The sequence below is a fragment of the Natrinema salaciae genome (assembly GCF_900110865.1).
In the GTDB taxonomy this organism is placed as follows: Archaea; Halobacteriota; Halobacteria; order Halobacteriales; family Natrialbaceae; genus Natrinema; species Natrinema salaciae.
Genome location: NZ_FOFD01000003.1, coordinates 446042 through 461857 on the forward strand (window position 1 = coordinate 446042; position 15816 = coordinate 461857).

Genomic DNA, 15816 nt, shown 5'->3' on the forward strand with positions numbered 1-15816 from the left:
TGCGACCCGCGTACCGGCGTTTCGACGGCTCGGGACCGGCTCTCAGGCGCTCCCGCGGAGGCGTCTCGTGACGCCCCGGAGCGACTGCGTCACCGCCGCCGGGTGGGGCAGTCCGAGCCGGTACCGGACCCGGTCCTGGCGCTTGAACGGCTCGAACACCGCGGGCTCCCGAAGATCCCAGACTCGCGCACGCGAGCCCCTGTCTCCGCGTCGATCGAGGATCGCGTTCGCCGCCCGCCGGCCGGCCTCGTTGGCCGACTCCATCGACGCCAGATCGGAGTTCGTTCGCACGTAGTCGCTCGCCAGGGTGAGGTTTCGGACGCCGACGTCGGCCGGCGGCCGGTTCCGAAGCGAGCCGACGGTGTTGATCAACAGCGGCGAGCGGTTCTCGACGCCCGCTTCCGTCTCGACGATCGACGGATCGAGGAACCAGTCGACGAGCACGTCGTCCGTCAGCCGCTCGTCGACCACGTTGAGGTGGGCCGTCAACTGCGCCCAGATCTCCTCCGCGATCTCCTCGCGCGTACACGCCCTGGCCGGCTTCTCGTGTCGGATTCCGGGCGTGTCCCAGTCGGACGCGATCACCGAGAGGACGCCCTCGACCTCGTCGGGGCCGCGCTCCTCGAGGTCGCAGCCGGTCCAGAACTGTCGCTGCGAGATCGAGGTCAGCGCCCACGGGGCGTCGGCGTAGACCTGGTGGCCCCGCGTCAGTTCGACGTCCTCGGTGAGGTAGAACTGGATGCCGTTCATCCAGGCCGTATCGAGGCGCTCGATCCGCCCCAGCTCCGGCGCGGCCCGCCGCAGCGCCGGCGTGACGAACTCGGGGGCGACCTCGACCGGGACGGCGAGGACGAAGTCGTCGGCCGTGACCCGCTCCCCGTCGGCCAGTTCCGCGCCGGTGACTCGTTTCCCGTCGAACTCGAGCCGTCGTGCGGGTGCGTTCGGGCGAAACTCGACCCCCTGGGTTTCGAGGTGGCGGAGCCAGGGATCGATCCAGGCCTCGTTCGTCGGCGCGTTCAGCACCCGCTCGGTCGGCGCGGTCGGATCGAGCTGGCCGAACAGCAACTGCAGGTAGATCGTGCCGACCGTTCGGGCGCTGCCGACCTGCGGCCGGAGCGCGACGAGCGCCTGGGTCGCGTACGCGAGTCGGTCGCGAAACTCCGCGGACCGGTTCTCGGCGTCGATGAACTCCCACCAGGACACGTCGTCGAGCTCACCTTCGCGTCGGTCCTCGCAGGCGGTCAGCAGGTACAGCAGCCGCTCGAGCAGGAACCGAACGTCGTCGCGTGGCAGGTCCTCGGCGAACGCCGGGCGCAGCGCCTCGAGCCATCCCCGAATCGTGTCGGGCGTCCGTGTTTCGGCGATCTGGCCTGGCCCGTCGGTGCTCGCGATCAGCGTCGCGTCGGTCTCGACGAGGTTGTCCGCGACCGTTCCGGCACCGTCGGGGATCCGCTCCATCGTCTCGACGACGTGGCGGTAGAACGCCGGAAAGAAGCGAAATCCGTGCTCGCCGTGCAGCGACGCCGGGTCGTCCGCGATCGGCATCGACCGGGCCTTCCCGCCGAAGCGGTCGTTCGCCTCGAAGACGGTCACGTCGTACCCGCGCTCGGCGAGTTCGTGTGCCGCAGTAAGGCCGCCGATTCCGCCACCGAGTACGGCAACGTCGGTCATTAGCGTGATTGGGGCTCCGATGTAAATAACCGGCGTCCCTAACGTTCTAATCGAGGCCGCTGTCGACCCAGATCGTAGCAGCCAGTCTCAAACGACGACGTTCGATTGCCGACCTGCACAATAGTTGGATAATTTTATTATAGCATATTGAAAACACGCCCACTATGGCAGAAAATACAGCGACTTCGGTAGCGAAATACGGACCGGGCACGTGGATACTGTTGACGATCCTTCTCCTGTTCGCGGTCGTTGGCCTCGCCCAAACCGAGCTGCTATCTCGGTCGGCGCCGCTCGTCCTTTTGCCAATTGGCATGATCCCGCTCGGACTGTTACTGCTGTATCAGGGGACGTACATCCTTCTGCACCCCCAGCTCGCCATCGAAGAAGAGATCAAACCGCCATCGAAATACGATCTGAGTTACGAGACGGAACGCGGAGCGAAGAAAACTGCCGTCTTTTCGGTGTTGGGTGGGTTTTTCGCGCTCGCTATCGGGACTGTCATGGGTGCTGCACTCATCTGAGGCTCCGGAAATCGTCTCCAGACGAGCGACGACACGGTTCCGTCACGAGCAGCACACGGCTCGAGCGGACACGTGAAACGCCGACGAGTAAATCTTAAGCGACGCCGGCATACGTCGCAGTATGAGCAAGCGACTGTTCGTCAGCGTCGACCTCCCCGACGCGCTCGCCGACCCGGTCGCCGACCTGCAAGACGAGTTCGCCGACGCCAGCGGGCTCACGTTCACCGATCCCGAGCAGGCCCACGTCACGATGACGTTCCTCGGCGGTCTCGACGAGGACCGGCTGCCCGCCCTCGAGCGGGAACTCGCCGCCGCCGTCGAGGACGCCGGTATCGATCCGTTCACCGTCCGCTACGGTGGGTTGGGCGTCTTCCCGTCCCTCGACTACATCAGCGTCGTTTGGCTGGGCGTCGAGGACGGCGGCGAGGAACTCACTCGACTCCACGAAGCCATCGAAGAGCGGACGACGGCGATGGGGTTCGACGCCGAGGAGCACGACTTCACGCCCCACGTCACGCTCGCGCGGATGGAACACGCCGGCGGGAAGGAACTGGTCCAGGAACTCGTACAGGAGCGCGAGCCGACGATCGGCGAGGCTCGCGTCGACGAGATTCGACTGACAGAGAGCAGCCTCACGGACGAGGGGCCAGTCTACTCGACGGTCGAGTCGTTCCCGCTCGAGTGAGCCTGCCGTCGTCGAGCGGACGCGCCGTCGGACAGGGCGTGGCCGGCGAGGCCGTTGTCGCCGATCGGTAGTGTTCGATTCGGCCGCGTTCTCGAGAGACGACTGTCGATTGAACTGACGTGTTATGCCGCTCGAACTCGGTATAGTCAGAAAATACAGAACTGGGTATCAAGATCGGGTCCGCCGTAGCGAATCCGAGACGATGGGCCCCGGGTTCGACGACCGTCCGTCGGAGCGTGCGAGCGGCCAGTGGCGCGTTACGCGGCGCGAGGCCCTCGCTGCGATCGGGGGCGCGACCCTCGCGTCCTCGATCGGTGCATCGCGGACGGCGACCGATCCAGGCCGCGACGCCCCCGTTCGGATTCGGGTCTATCCTGGCACCGTTCCGCCCCAGGCTCGACTCCGATACGGACTCGACGCCCTCCATCGCGACTGGCCCGCTCCCTTCCGGGACGCGCTGGCGGCCATCGATTCGGCGTTCGAGCAGGTGCTCGCATATGCCCGCGACCGCGCCCGACTCGAGTCCCTCGAGATCAGCGTCGAGCGCGGTGCGCCAATCCGATTCCCGCCGTCGACGACGCCGCTCTCGGTCGACGCCGTGCTCCCGTCGCTCGAGACCCTCCTCGAGCGCTTTCGCGAGCGGCTGCGGAACCGCGACGCGCTCACCGGTCGGGCCTGTCACGTCTTCCTGCGCTGGTCGCCGCTGAACTTCCGCGTCGGCTACGGCGGGACGCTGGCACCGAACTCGATCACCGGCGAACGGGACGCCGGCGACGGCGACGGTGGCGACGCACAGACCGTCGCGAACGTCGGCGCGACCGAGGTCTGGGACTCGCGAGCGGTGACCCGAAACATGGCGATCCACGAGACGATTCACACGTTCCTCCCGGACGACATCGTCGCGGCTATCGGCGACGCGTACTGCGATCACGAACTCGGGACGGCCGTCCGGACGGACGAGGTGACGCTGGAAATCTCTCCGATCGCGACGGCCTACGCCGGCCCGGACCGGATCGGTGGCGGCACCCGCTTCCACGGCACCGGCTGCTGTGACAGGAATCGATTCTATCGCCACGACGGCACCGACGGAATCGAGAACTGGAGCTACACGACCGACCTCAGCGAGGCGACGTGCGAGGGCGTGACGCGGTACCTCGAGCGCCGGTTCGATTCCTGATCCCCCCCTCGAAGAACTCGCTCGTCGGCGCGATCGGTCCGCGGATCGAGTGCGGACGAAGTCGTCCGACGGGGCTTCGATCGGCGTCTCTCCGGCCCACCGGGTGCCGCCGCTTAGATGGACAAGATTTTAAGCCAGCGTGGGCTACGTCCGGCTACTATGGGTAAAAAATCGAAGGGCAAGAAGAAGCGACTTGCCAAACTCGAGAACCAGAACAGCCGCGTCCCGGCCTGGGTTATGATGAAGACGGACATGGACGTCCAGCGCAACCCGAAACGACGCAACTGGCGGCGCAACGACACTGACGAGTAACGATGAGTGCAAGTGATTTCGAGGAACGCGTTGTAACCGTTCCGCTGCGCGACGTCAAGAAGGGGGCCAACCACGAGGCCGCCGACTACGCGATGCGACTCGTCCGTGAACACCTCGCGAAACACTTCGCGGTCGACGAGGACGCCATCCGTCTGGACCCCTCTATCAACGAGACCGTCTGGAAGAACGGCCGCTCCAACCCGCCGCGAAAGCTGCGCGTCCGCGCAGCCCGCTTCGACGAAGAGGGTGAAGCCGTCGTCGAGGCCGAGGTCGCGGACTAAACTTGCAGCGCCTCGCCTTCGCCGGGTCGGCCTACGTCGGCGTCTTCGCCCGTGCGACCGACTCGTGCGTGCTCGTTCGCCACGACGTCGACGACGACGTCGCTGCCGACCTGACGGACGAACTCGAGGTCCCCGCCATCCGGACGACCGTTGGCGGCTCCTCGACGGTCGGTGCGTTAGCGACGGGCAACGAGAACGGACTGCTCGTCAGTTCCCGCGTCCTCGAGTACGAGCGCGAGGGACTCGAGGAGACCGTCGACGTCCCCGTCGCCGAACTGCCGGGCAGTATCAACGCCGCCGGGAACGTCGTGCTCGCAAACGACTACGGGGCCTACGTCCATCCGGACCTGCCCCGTGAGGCGGTTCAGATCGTCGCGGACACGCTTGAGGTCCCCGTCGAACGCGGCGACCTCGCGGGCGTCCGGACCGTCGGTACCGCCGCGGTGGCGACGAACACCGGCGTGCTCTGCCATCCGAAGGCGACCGACGAGGAGCTCGACGCGCTCGAGGACGCCCTGGACGTGCGGGCCGACGTCGGCACGGTCAACTACGGCGCACCGCTGGTCGGCTCCGGCCTGATCGCCAACGAGGCCGGCTACGTCGTCGGCGAGGACACGACCGGACCCGAACTGGGCCGGATCGAGGACGCGCTGGGCTATCTCGACTGATCGCTGCGAGCGGCCGCGAGGCCCGATTTCTCCACGTCTCTCCAACCGGCCTCGAGCGGTCGCAATCGACGCCTATCGGACCCGATCCGGCGGCGCTTATCGCCGTTCGAATCGGTGCAACACGACCTCGCTGTCGTCGTCCCACTCGAAGTTCTCGTGGGCGCGCTCGAGCATGCGTCGATACCCGTCGAGGTCGTCCATCCCTTCGGCCTGCGCATCCTCGTCGGTCAGCTCCCCGAGCGTGCGCTCGCGGACGTCGGTCACTTCGAAGGTCGTTCCGTCGATCGCGAACGTGTCTCCCGCCTCGGCGTACCGGTGGCCGCGGTGGATCTGGGTGACGTCTCCCTCGAGGGCCTGCGTTTGCATCCGGTCGCTCGGTAGCAGTTCCCCGGCATCGAGTTCGCTCATGGTCGCGGCTTCGACCCGCCGCGGTAAAATCGTTGACCCGCCGCTCGTCGGGAGACCGGCGAGCGGCGTCCGTCTTCTGACGTGCAGCCGGAAGGCGGAGCCGCGAATGGGAAGGGAAGATTCTTCCGACTGCCTGCCGGAAGGGCAGACATGAGTCAATTTACGGTCAGTGGTCGGTTCAAGAACCGCGACGGTTTCGCGGAGTTCGAGACGACCATCGACGCCGAGAACGAGAACGTCGCTCGTGAACACGCATACTCCCAGCTCGGGAGCCAGCACGGGCTCAAACGGACGGAGATCGAACTCGAGGAGGTAGCCCAGCAATGAGTCAGCAGCAACTCCAGCAGCTGTCCCAGGAGCTTCAGGAGATCGAAGAACAGATCGAGGCTCTGCGGACGAACGTCGAGGCCATCCAGCAGGAGAAGACCGAGGTCGACGAGGCCATCGAAGCCGTCGAGACGCTCGAGACGGGTTCGACCGTCCAGATGCCCCTGGGCGGCGGCGCGTACCTCCGAACGACGATCGAGAACATCGACGAAGTGATCGTCGAACTCGGCGCCGACTACGCTGCGGAGTTCGAGGAAGACGACGCCGTCGACGCCCTCGAGAACAAGAAAGACCACCTCGACGAGCAGATCGACGAGCTCAACGAGGATATCGCCGAACTCGAGACCGAGAGCAGCGAGCTCGAACAGCAGGCCCAGCAGCTCCAGCAGCAGGCGATGCAACAGCAGATGCAGGGGATGGGCCAGGGGCAGCCCGACGAATAACGCGGCGTAGGGACTCCCATCGATACCCATGTTCGACAATCTGAAGGACAAGCTCGGTAGCTTCCGCGAAGACGCCGAAGCGGCCGCCGAAGAGAACGTCGAGGAAGTCGACGACGACGAACTCGACGACGCGGCGCTCGAGGCGGACGAGCCGGAGACGGAGGCCGCGGAGTCGACGGACGCGGAAGTCACCGATACTACCCCCGAACCGGCGGACACCGAGACGAGCCGATCGGAAGCGACGGCGTCGGCTACGGTCGAGCCGGACGCGGAGGTAGAGTCGGCGTCGGAACCGGGAGCGGAACCGGACGCCGACTCGCGGTCGACGACCGAGTCCGCCACTGCGGACGCAGTCGAGTCCACAGCACAGGAGCCGGCGACCGATTCGGAACCCGCTTTCCTCGAGTCCGACGCCGACGAACCGGGACCGGACGAGACGGCCCCTGCCGACGAGGACGATGCGGACGATGTGGACGCTGCGGACGAGACGGACGCGGACGACGACGGCGGCGGCAGAACCGGCTTCGGTGCCAGAGCCAGATCCCTCATCACGGGGCGGTCCGACGACGGCGAAGCGGAGTCGGACGACGCGGCTCCCGACGAGGAGTCGGGCGGTGCAGCGGCGGGCGACGACGAACCCGCCGACGACGCGTCGGCCATCGACGAGGGCCCGCTCGACGACGAGGACGACGATACGGACGCGGCGAGCGACGCCCCGTCGGACGACGACGACGGCGGCGGAACCGGGTTCGGTGCCAAGGCTAGATCCCTCGTCAAGGGGAAGTTCGTCATCGAGGAGGAGGATCTCGAGGACCCGCTCTACGAACTCGAGATGGCGCTGCTCTCGAGCGACGTCGAGATGGGCGTCGCCGAGGAAATCCTCGACAACATCCGCGACGAGTTGGTCGGCGAGACCCGTACGTTCACGACCTCGACCGGCGAGGTCGTCGAGGAGGCGCTGCGCAACGCGATCTACGACGTGATCAGCGTCGGGCAGTTCGACTTCGACGAGCGCATCGCCGTCGAGGACAAACCCGTCACCATCATCTTCACCGGCGTCAACGGCGTCGGAAAGACCACGTCGATCGCCAAGATGAGCCGGTACTTCGAGGAACGCGGCTACTCGACCGTGATGGCGAACGGCGACACCTACCGCGCGGGAGCGAACGAGCAGATCCAGGAACACGCCGACGCGCTGGACACGAAGTGCATCAGTCACGAACAGGGTGGTGACCCCGCGGCGGTGCTGTACGACGCCGTCGAGTACGCCGAGGCCAACGACATCGACGTCGTGCTGGGCGATACGGCGGGTCGGCTCCACACCGACGAGGGGTTGATGGACCAACTCGAGAAGATCGGTCGCGTCGTCGATCCCGACATGACGCTGTTCGTCGACGAGGCCGTCGCCGGGCAGGACGCGGTCAACCGCGCCCGCGAGTTCAACGAGGCCGCGGCGATCGACGGGGCGATCCTGACGAAAGCCGACGCCGACTCCAACGGCGGTGCGGCGATCTCGGTTGCCCACGTCACCGGGAAACCGATCCTGTTCCTCGGCGTCGGGCAAGGGTACGACGACCTAGAGCGGTTCGACCCCGACGAGATGGTCGATCGGCTCCTCGCCGACGAGGACTAGCCGCGCCTCGGTCGCCCGTCGTCGGGGCAATTCGACGTACTTTCAGAAGACACTTATTATCCGTTTGAGAAGTCGGAGTATGAACCGCCCTCGCTCCCGACGGACGCTTCTCGCGTCGGTTGCCACGACCGCGGCGGTCGCGACGGGTGGATTCGAGTACTCCTCGAACGGTAGCGGTGATTCGGCGCTCGAGTCGGGAACCGTCCCCGCGGACCGATACGAGTGTCGCGACGTCGACCGTCCCGAACCCGACGTGCCCACGGACGAGGACGCGCTCGAACCGCGCGAGTATCCGTCGCGACCGGCGGAAACCGGGTCCGGCGAGGAGTCCACGGACCGCCCGTCGTCGCTGGTCCGCGGCGCGAATCAGTTCGTCACCGAGTTCGAGCGGGCGTACCGACAGAACGCGTTCCTCGAGCGATACGGGTCCGTGGCGCAAACGTTCGAACTCCGTCGCACCGACGCCCGGCGGGCCGCGATCGGCTCGGCCGGGAACCCGGATGCCGTTCTGGTAGCGATCATCTACAACGTGACGACCGAGACGCAATACGCGACGACTGGGGCTCGCGACGAGTGGGACGTCCGCGTCACCTACTACGTCGACGAGAACGTCGTGCTTCGGGCGCGGTACGGCGGTATCGCCGACGAGCCCGTGTTCGACCCCGATCCGCGAACGCAGGGAGTGCTCGTCGCCTGTTTCGAGTAGCGGCTCCCGCCCCGAACGGGGGTCGGCGCGCGGTCGCTTCCCGGGGCTGGACCTGCCCGGGGAACTCGGGTGCCGCCGGATACCGTTCGCGTCGGGGGACTCGACTTGCTTCCCGGGTATGGGATACAATTGCCGCCATTACCGACGCCGCTGGCGGGGGAGTCGGGCTCGATGTGCTCGCGGAGACCGACTGCAACCGGTTTCCGGTCGGTTCCCTCGTCGGTTCCCGAGAGATATGGCAATATTGTCCGGGGAAAACGACCCACGTCATGATTCGCCGAGTTGCGGGGGTGTATACGGGTGGGGTGGTATTACCCGCTAAACAATGGTCCTTCAAACTAATCCGATCGGTTACCAGGCTGCCGCATCGCACAGCGGCGGTGGTTCGAATGCGTAGCGAACGCGTCGATTCGTCCGGTTCCGTACGAACCACGGGGTGGTTCGCGTGAACACCGTCGAAGAACACAAGCAGGAGAAACATCCCCTCGACGTCATCGACGACGTCTACGACTACGCCGACGAGGAGCTCTCCTTCGAGGAAATCGAGGAGCGCGCCGGCGGCGGCGAGTGGGAGCGGCTGAAGTGGGCCGGCATGTACGCCCAGAAGCAGGAGGGCTACTTCATGATCCGAACCAAGGTGCCCGGTGGGAAGCTCACGCCGGAGCAGGCCGAAGTGATCGGTGAGGTTACGGACGACCTCGCGGTCGCTCCCGAGGAGTACGGCGGCGAGGAACAGAACGAACTCTGGGGTGACGCGTATCTCGACATCACGACCCGACAGGACATTCAGAAACACTGGATCCGCGTCGAGGACGTCCCGGAGATGTGGGACCGATACGACGAGGTCGGCCTGACGACCGTTCAGGGCTGTGGCGACTCGGCCCGGAACGTGCTCGGCTGCCCCGCAGCCGGACTCGACGATCACGAGTGTTTCAACGCGCAGCCGGTCATTGAGGCCGTCTCGGACTTCTTCACCGAGAATCGCGAGTACGCCAACCTCCCGCGGAAGTTCAAGATCACGATCACCGGCTGCGCCCACGACTGCGCGCAGTCTCAGATCAACGACGTCGGCCTCGTTCCGGCGAAAAAGGAGATCGATGGCGAGCACTACTACGGCTTCCACGCCCGCGTCGGCGGCGGTCTCTCGGACGGTCCGCGGATGGGCTCGGAGCTCGACGTCTTCATCCCGCCCGAAGACGCCGTCGAGTTCTGCCGCGCCGTCGCCCAGACGTTCAAGGAACTCGGCGACCGCAACAACCGCGGCGTCTGCCGCATGCGCTACCTCGTCGAGCAGATGGGGGCCGAAAAGTTCGAGGAAGCGGTCCGCGACCGCTCTACCGTCGACCTGCCGACCGGCGGCGAGAACCTGACCGTCGGGTACCAGGGCGACCACGTCGGCGTCCACGAACAGAAACAGGACGGGCTCACGTACGTCGGCTTCAACGTGATCGCCGGCCGCATGGGCGGCGACGAGTTCGCCGACGCGGCCCGCGCCGCCGAGAAGTACGGCACCGAGGACGCGTCCGTGCGTCTGGCGACCGACCAGAACTTCCTCATCACCCACATCCCCGAGGAGAACGTCGACGACCTCCTCGCCGAACCGTTCGCGCAGGAGTACAGCCCCGATCCGGGCGCGTTCTCCCGCGGTGCGGTCGGCTGTACGGGCAACGAGTTCTGTAACTACGCCATCATCGAGACGAAGAAACGCACCAAGCGCTGGGCCCGCGAACTCGACGAGCGCATCGACGTGCCCGACGACATCGAAGCCATCCGGATGCACATGTCCGGCTGTTCCGCGTCGTGTGCCCAGCCCCAGATCGCCGACATCGGCTTCCGCGGCGAGACCGTCAAACTCGAGGACGAGGACTCGCCCAACGAAGAGGGCGACAATCTCGTCGAAGGGATGGACTTCGGCCTCGGCGGGTCGCTGGGTGCCGACAACGAGTTCCTCGACTGGGTCGAGAGTGCCGTGCCCGCCGACTCCGTGATCCCGGCCCTAGAGCAGTTGTTCGAGGCCTACTCCGCCGATCGCGACGACGGCGAGGCGTTCTACGAGTGGTGTCGCGGCGTCGACAACGAGCGGCTCCGTGGGATCATGCACGGTGCCGACGCGCCGGTTGCACGGGGTGTTGCCCATGGGGACTGAGAGCGAGGACGAACGCAGTGAGTCCTCGAAGAAGCGAGCGGGAGACGCGGGATCCGAGCGAAGCGAGGATCCCGGTGAAGCGAGCGGTGAAACCGCGAGCGAGAAGCGACACGCGAGCAGCGAGGCCGACCGACGGGAGGCCGCGGACGAACCGAGCGGGGAGCGAAGCGACCCGCGAGGGAGCGACGACGAGCGTCGCTTCCCCCACGTCCCGGAATCGGACGACGCCGACGCCGTCAGCGTCCCGGACGCCGGCAGCGGCGCGTCCCGCTCCCGGGAGAACACCGACCACGCTCGAGAGGGTGCCATCGCCACGGACGGCGGCGACGGTTGCTCCCCGGACACGTGTACCTGCGGCGAGAAGACCGCTGCCGACGTCGAGTCCGAGACCCAGCCCGTCGCGACCGACGGTGCCGGTGTGGCGAACGTCGACGAGATGGGCGAACTCGGCGACCTCGAGTTCACCGAGCCCGCCGAGGGCGTCAGTCAGGACGTCTACGACGATGCGCCGGACACTCGCGTCGGGATTCCGGACGGCGTCGATCTGGATACGCCGACGTACTCGATCCGGTCGGAGATGAACGATATCGAGACGCCGGACGAGAAGACCTGGTTCATGGAACTGGACGAGGCCGTCATCGACGAGGGCCGCTGTATCCAGTGTGGGACCTGCGTCGCCGCCTGTCCGTCGGATTCGATCGGCGTCGGCGACGATGGCCTGCCGGAACTGGTCAAGATGTGTACCGGCTGTTCGCTCTGTTGGGACTTCTGTCCCCGCGGCGGTATGCGCTACGAGCGCCAGTGGAAGATCACCGGCGGCGACGACAACGTCAAAGGGGCCGGCGACCCGATCACGGAGTTCTCCGCGAAGGTCGAGGACGACTGGACCGACGAGGCACAGGACGGCGGCGTCGTCACCGGCGTCCTCGCGACCCTGCTCGAGGAGGGCGAGATCGACGGCGCGCTCGTCGCCACCGAGAGCGACGAGGAGGCCTGGAAGGCCGAGAGCTACCTCGCGACGACGACCGAGGAACTCATCGCGAACGCCGGCACCGTCTACAATCAGACGCTCGCGCTGGGCAACCTCGACCTCGAGCAGTGGGAGCACAAGCTCCCCGACAAGTCCTGGGACGAGCTCAGCCTCGCGATCGTCGGCACGCCGTGCGAGATCGAGGGCATCCGCGCCCTGCAGGACTTCGAGTGGGACTATCAGGCCCAGAACGAGGGCATCCGCGCGGTCGACTACACGATCGCGCTGATGTGTACCAAGAACTTCAACTACCACAGCCTCATGGGCGAGCAGCTGGAGGAAAAGCGGGGCATCTCGCCGTCCGAGATCGGCAAGATGGACGTCCTCAACGGCAAGATGATGGTCTACGACCACGACGGCGAGATGATCGTCGAGGAGGACATCGAGAACTTCCACGACGCCGCGCTCAAGGGCTGTGACGAGTGTGCCGACTTCACCGGCTTCTGTTCCGACATCACCGTCGGCTCCGTCGGCTCGTCCGACGAGTACTCGAGCGTCATCATCCGAACCGAGCAGGGGATGAAGGCGTGGGAACTGACCGAGCCCAAACTCGACTACCACGACCTGGAGGACAAGTCCGCGGTCGGCAAGCTTCAGGGCTGGGACAAGAAGAAGGCCTTCGAGAGCCTCGAGCGCCCGTTCGATCCCGATGCACCCCGGTTCATCGACTACACGGACCACGCCGAGAACTACGGCACCGAGCTGAACCCGCACGACTTCGGTCACTGAGCGGGTTCGGACGCGAGCTGATCTTTTCGTCGTTGTTGCGATTCCTCGAAGAGAATCATCAGCCACCCACGGTCTTAGCCCGACGTTCCCGCTTTGAGTTTCTGCGATTTGCTCTGTGACGGGATTTCGGGGAAAACTGGCGATAATCGTGGGAACATTTTTGCTTGTTCCCCAAGTAGCGGTACCACGATGAGCAAAAGGGCCGAAGCCGACGATCGAGGTCGAATCGTCATTCCGCACGAGATCAGGGAGAAACATGGCGACCGATACCGCGTTGTCGAACTAAACGATCGGGTCGAACTGATCCCGCTTGGGGACGACCCTATCGAGGGACTTCGTGACGCCGTCGGTGACGCCTTCGACGACAAATCGATTGCGGAAATCAAGCGAGAGGCGCGTGCGGCCGCTCGAGAAGAGGCTATCGACGACGCAACCGAGGGATAGTCAATGCTCTACGCCGATACGGACTTCTTCATCGCACTGGTCAAAGACGACGATTGGCTTCAGGATCGCGCGGCCAAGATTGCTCTCGAGAAAGAGGGGGAGATCTATACCTCACGGGCAACGCTGCTCGAATTGCTCGTAATTTCAGACCGATTCGAGTTCGATCGTATGGAAGCGCTCACCTATGCACTCGAGATTGCAGCGGTCCCCGAGGACGAAAGCGTTCTGTTCCAGGCAGCGGACTACATGGAACAGGACGGGCTCACCGCCTTCGACGCGTATCACGCAGCTTACGCGGACGAGGATCCGCTCGTTTCGTCGGACAAAGCGTTCGATGACGTGACGGACGACCGGATCGCGATCGAAGAAGCGGAGCTCGATTGACATCCTCCCCGCGCTAAAGCGCGAGGATTCCTCCGTTGGGTTCGGCTACCGACCCACGGAGGCAACTTGCGGGTTTGTGCGCACTTCTTTGGGACTTTCGTGAGGGTGTGGTTTCCCCGACCAATCGTGGTCGTCCCACTCGAATCGCACGGGCCGTGCCATCGGCCTGACTTCCGTATCGCTGTTTTCTCGAAGGAACGTCTCTGACGCCGTGAGGTCGGCGTGTCCCTCGAATCCGCATGGACACGTCAGCGTATCTCCGTGGCGAACCGTCTCCTCATGGTCGCCACACTCGGGACACGTCTGACTCGTCCATGCTTCCGACTCGGCTTCGAGACTGATGCCGTACTCCTCACAGACGCACGCGAGACGGTGGATGAACTTCTTGAACGCCCAGAAGTTGTGCGTCTTCTCGTTCACTCTGACCGACCAGTGCGCTTCCAGTACGTTGGTCAAGTCGCCCACGTACACCGTCGCCACGCCCTCGTCGTACAGTCGTTCAACGAGGTCGCGCACCAGCGCGTTCTGTGCGTGGTCACGGCGCTTCGTTCGCTGTCGGTACAGCCGTCGAATCCGCTTGGAACTGTAGCGTCCCTCGCGGAGTCGTCCGGAAGACTTCGTCTTCCGTGATTCCGAGAGACGCAGTCTCTCGGGCAATTTCGACTGTAGACGGGCGATTTCGTCTGTCGTCTCGCGGAACCGTCCGAACAACTCCCGGCCGTCGTAGAGGTACTGGTTCCCAGTGGTCGTGGAACAGGCGACGAGATTGTTTGCGCCAACGTCGAGGGCGGCTTCGTGAGAAGCCAGTGGTGAATCCAGTCGAGAATCAGGGACGGTGACTGGTCGGAAAGCCCTGAACGTGTCGCTCACTTCGTCGTACTCAAGTTCCAGACGGCCCTGTTTGCCGTCCCACTTCGGGTTGCCTCGGACTTCGAGGCGGAGTCGTTCGTGGTAGCCGAGTCCGTATTCGTCTTTCAGTTCTTGCCCGACAGGAATTTCGAGCCGGCTACGCTTCCCCCACTGAATCGTGTACTGGTTGTTTCGGATGTAGGTACGGAGTTCGCGTCCGTCCTCCTCGTTGCCCCAGTACGACGGTGGGTTGGCGTCCTCGCCGTTCTCCTTGAGGGCGAAGAACGATCGCCATGCTTCGCTATTCTTGCGCGTGACCTGTTGGACGGTCGCGCTTCCGACGACACCGTTGTAGCGCCCTCGGTATTCGGAGGTGTCCCATACGTCGCCGTTACCGAAGTAGTTCTGACGACGTTCGTAGGTCAACTCGTTCCACAGAGAGGCGGAGGCGTCGAGTAGCCGTAGGAGGCACTCTTTGTCGTTCTCGGTCTGTGGAACGACCTCGAAGGTGTTGACTCGCTTCATTCGTCGTCACCTTCCTGTTCAGCGATGTACTGTTCGACAGCGCCCTTCGAGGCACTCCCCGCCGTACCGACGTAGTACGAACGAGTCCACTTCACACGGTCGTCGTAGCGTTGGTTGTACTTGCGAGCGGAGATGCCCTTGACCCAGTTGACGATGAGGGACGGTGCGTTCTTCGGTGGACTCCCGATGAAGAGGTGTACGTGGTCGGGCATGACCTCGGACTCGGCCAGTTCGAGGTCTTTGTCCGCACAGATTTCCGCGAAGATGGCTTCGAGACGTTCCTTCGTCTTCCCCGTCAGGTGCGAACGCCGATACTTCGGCACGAACACTATGTGGTAGTGGAGTTCGTATTTCGCGTGACGGGTACTCTTTACCATCTATGCATACTATCATAGTCTGATGTGTTAAAGATTGTGTTGGAACCCCGTCTATGCCATCGTTGCCGGTTGAATACTGTTGGTCGGCTTCATCCCCGCCCTGAAGGGCGAGGCTTTCGCTTCGAATTTCCCGTAATCACGAGGACTTGCCCGTCGACGTACCGACCGGCACCGATACCGATGGTGGGAACCTCGAGCGCTTCGGTCGCGGCCTTTTCGGTCGCTTCCGTGACCGCCTCGAGCACGACGGAGAACGCGCCAGCGGCTTCCAGTTTCGTGGCGGTTTCGACGAGTGCATCGACGGCAGCCGACGTCTCGTGATCCCGTCCTTGGACGTATCCGCCACCGATCTGGCGCATCCACTGTGGGGTCAGTCCGACGTGACCCTGGACTGGAATCCCCAGTTCCGTGAGTCGGTCGACGATTTCGATGGTGGTCTCTCCGTGAGGTGCCGTCTCTATCTTCACCGCGTCCGCTCCGGCTTCCTTCACGAAGCGACG

Annotated in this window: 19 protein-coding genes; 14 read left to right on the forward strand and 5 right to left on the reverse strand. The window is 64.8% G+C overall.

Translation table 11 applies throughout. The features are described 5' to 3' along the window. Positions 1 to 42: 42 nt before the first annotated feature. On the reverse strand, positions 43 to 1671 hold the full coding sequence (locus BMX07_RS11515) for a hydroxysqualene dehydroxylase (RefSeq protein WP_090617906.1): 1629 nt from the start codon (positions 1669 to 1671) through the stop codon (positions 43 to 45). A gap of 164 nt (positions 1672 to 1835) precedes the next feature. Between BMX07_RS11515 and BMX07_RS11520 the strand changes: the two genes are divergently transcribed. The 6 genes from BMX07_RS11520 (at position 1836) to BMX07_RS11545 (ending at position 5315) form a co-directional block, all read left to right on the forward strand. Beyond that, positions 1836 to 2192: a hypothetical protein gene (locus tag BMX07_RS11520; RefSeq protein ID WP_139210867.1), complete on the forward strand. Its 357-nt coding sequence runs from the start codon at positions 1836 to 1838 to the stop codon at positions 2190 to 2192. A 121-nt stretch (positions 2193 to 2313) separates the two neighbouring features. Continuing rightward, positions 2314 to 2877, forward strand: a complete 564-nt coding sequence (thpR, locus tag BMX07_RS11525; protein ID WP_090617912.1) for an RNA 2',3'-cyclic phosphodiesterase — start codon at positions 2314 to 2316, stop codon at positions 2875 to 2877. 202 nt (positions 2878 to 3079) lie between these two features. Continuing rightward, positions 3080 to 4054: a hypothetical protein gene (locus tag BMX07_RS11530; RefSeq protein WP_090618433.1), complete on the forward strand. Its 975-nt coding sequence runs from the start codon at positions 3080 to 3082 to the stop codon at positions 4052 to 4054. 159 nt (positions 4055 to 4213) lie between these two features. Then, a complete protein-coding gene (locus tag BMX07_RS11535) occupies positions 4214 to 4366 on the forward strand; it encodes a 50S ribosomal protein L39e (protein WP_006184874.1) in 153 nt (50 codons plus the stop codon). 2 nt (positions 4367 to 4368) lie between these two features. After that, positions 4369 to 4647 carry a 50S ribosomal protein L31e gene (locus BMX07_RS11540; protein WP_090617914.1) on the forward strand — a complete coding sequence of 93 codons (279 nt, stop codon included), beginning with the start codon at positions 4369 to 4371 and terminating at the stop codon, positions 4645 to 4647. A 2-nt stretch (positions 4648 to 4649) separates the two neighbouring features. After that, complete coding sequence (locus BMX07_RS11545) at positions 4650 to 5315, forward strand: translation initiation factor IF-6 (protein ID WP_090617916.1); 666 nt, start codon at positions 4650 to 4652, stop codon at positions 5313 to 5315. Positions 5316 to 5411: 96 nt separating this feature from the next. On the opposite strand, the gene BMX07_RS11550 is transcribed toward BMX07_RS11545, so the two are convergent. Further along, the gene (locus BMX07_RS11550) at positions 5412 to 5723 is read right to left on the reverse strand and encodes an ASCH domain-containing protein (protein ID WP_090617918.1); all 312 of its coding nucleotides are present in this window, start codon (positions 5721 to 5723) and stop codon (positions 5412 to 5414) included. Between the two features lie 150 nt (positions 5724 to 5873). Between BMX07_RS11550 and rpl18a the strand changes: the two genes are divergently transcribed. The 8 genes from rpl18a (at position 5874) to BMX07_RS11590 (ending at position 13565) form a co-directional block, all read left to right on the forward strand. Beyond that, the gene (rpl18a, locus tag BMX07_RS11555) at positions 5874 to 6050 is read left to right on the forward strand and encodes a 50S ribosomal protein L18Ae (RefSeq protein WP_090617920.1); all 177 of its coding nucleotides are present in this window, start codon (positions 5874 to 5876) and stop codon (positions 6048 to 6050) included. After that, on the forward strand, positions 6047 to 6493 hold the full coding sequence (gene pfdA, locus BMX07_RS11560) for a prefoldin subunit alpha (protein WP_090617922.1): 447 nt from the start codon (positions 6047 to 6049) through the stop codon (positions 6491 to 6493). Before rpl18a ends, pfdA begins: the two co-directional genes overlap by 4 nt. Before the next feature lie 28 nt (positions 6494 to 6521). Further along, on the forward strand, positions 6522 to 8126 hold the full coding sequence (gene ftsY / locus BMX07_RS11565; RefSeq protein ID WP_090617924.1) for a signal recognition particle-docking protein FtsY: 1605 nt from the start codon (positions 6522 to 6524) through the stop codon (positions 8124 to 8126). A 79-nt stretch (positions 8127 to 8205) separates the two neighbouring features. Next, complete coding sequence (locus BMX07_RS11570) at positions 8206 to 8832, forward strand: hypothetical protein (protein ID WP_090617926.1); 627 nt, start codon at positions 8206 to 8208, stop codon at positions 8830 to 8832. Positions 8833 to 9277: 445 nt separating this feature from the next. Next, positions 9278 to 10978: a nitrite/sulfite reductase gene (locus BMX07_RS11575; protein ID WP_090618434.1), complete on the forward strand. Its 1701-nt coding sequence runs from the start codon at positions 9278 to 9280 to the stop codon at positions 10976 to 10978. Next, positions 10968 to 12737, forward strand: a complete 1770-nt coding sequence (locus BMX07_RS11580; protein WP_090617928.1) for a Coenzyme F420 hydrogenase/dehydrogenase, beta subunit C-terminal domain — start codon at positions 10968 to 10970, stop codon at positions 12735 to 12737. The genes BMX07_RS11575 and BMX07_RS11580 overlap by 11 nt, the downstream gene beginning before the upstream one ends. 189 nt (positions 12738 to 12926) lie before the next feature. Next, positions 12927 to 13181, forward strand: a complete 255-nt coding sequence (locus BMX07_RS11585) for an AbrB/MazE/SpoVT family DNA-binding domain-containing protein (protein WP_090617930.1) — start codon at positions 12927 to 12929, stop codon at positions 13179 to 13181. Positions 13182 to 13184: 3 nt separating this feature from the next. Then, positions 13185 to 13565, forward strand: a complete 381-nt coding sequence (locus BMX07_RS11590; RefSeq protein ID WP_090617932.1) for a type II toxin-antitoxin system VapC family toxin — start codon at positions 13185 to 13187, stop codon at positions 13563 to 13565. Between the two features lie 45 nt (positions 13566 to 13610). On the opposite strand, the gene BMX07_RS11595 is transcribed toward BMX07_RS11590, so the two are convergent. The 3 genes from BMX07_RS11595 to BMX07_RS11605 form a co-directional block, all read right to left on the reverse strand. Then, positions 13611 to 14939 carry an RNA-guided endonuclease InsQ/TnpB family protein gene (locus BMX07_RS11595; protein ID WP_090617934.1) on the reverse strand — a complete coding sequence of 443 codons (1329 nt, stop codon included), beginning with the start codon at positions 14937 to 14939 and terminating at the stop codon, positions 13611 to 13613. Next, entirely contained in the window at positions 14936 to 15316 is a 381-nt protein-coding gene (tnpA, locus tag BMX07_RS11600) for an IS200/IS605 family transposase (RefSeq protein WP_090617935.1), read from the reverse strand. Before tnpA ends, BMX07_RS11595 begins: the two co-directional genes overlap by 4 nt. Before the next feature lie 89 nt (positions 15317 to 15405). Continuing rightward, positions 15406 to 15807: a 3-methyl-2-oxobutanoate hydroxymethyltransferase gene (locus BMX07_RS11605; RefSeq protein ID WP_217643681.1), complete on the reverse strand. Its 402-nt coding sequence runs from the start codon at positions 15805 to 15807 to the stop codon at positions 15406 to 15408. Positions 15808 to 15816 lie beyond the last annotated feature (9 nt).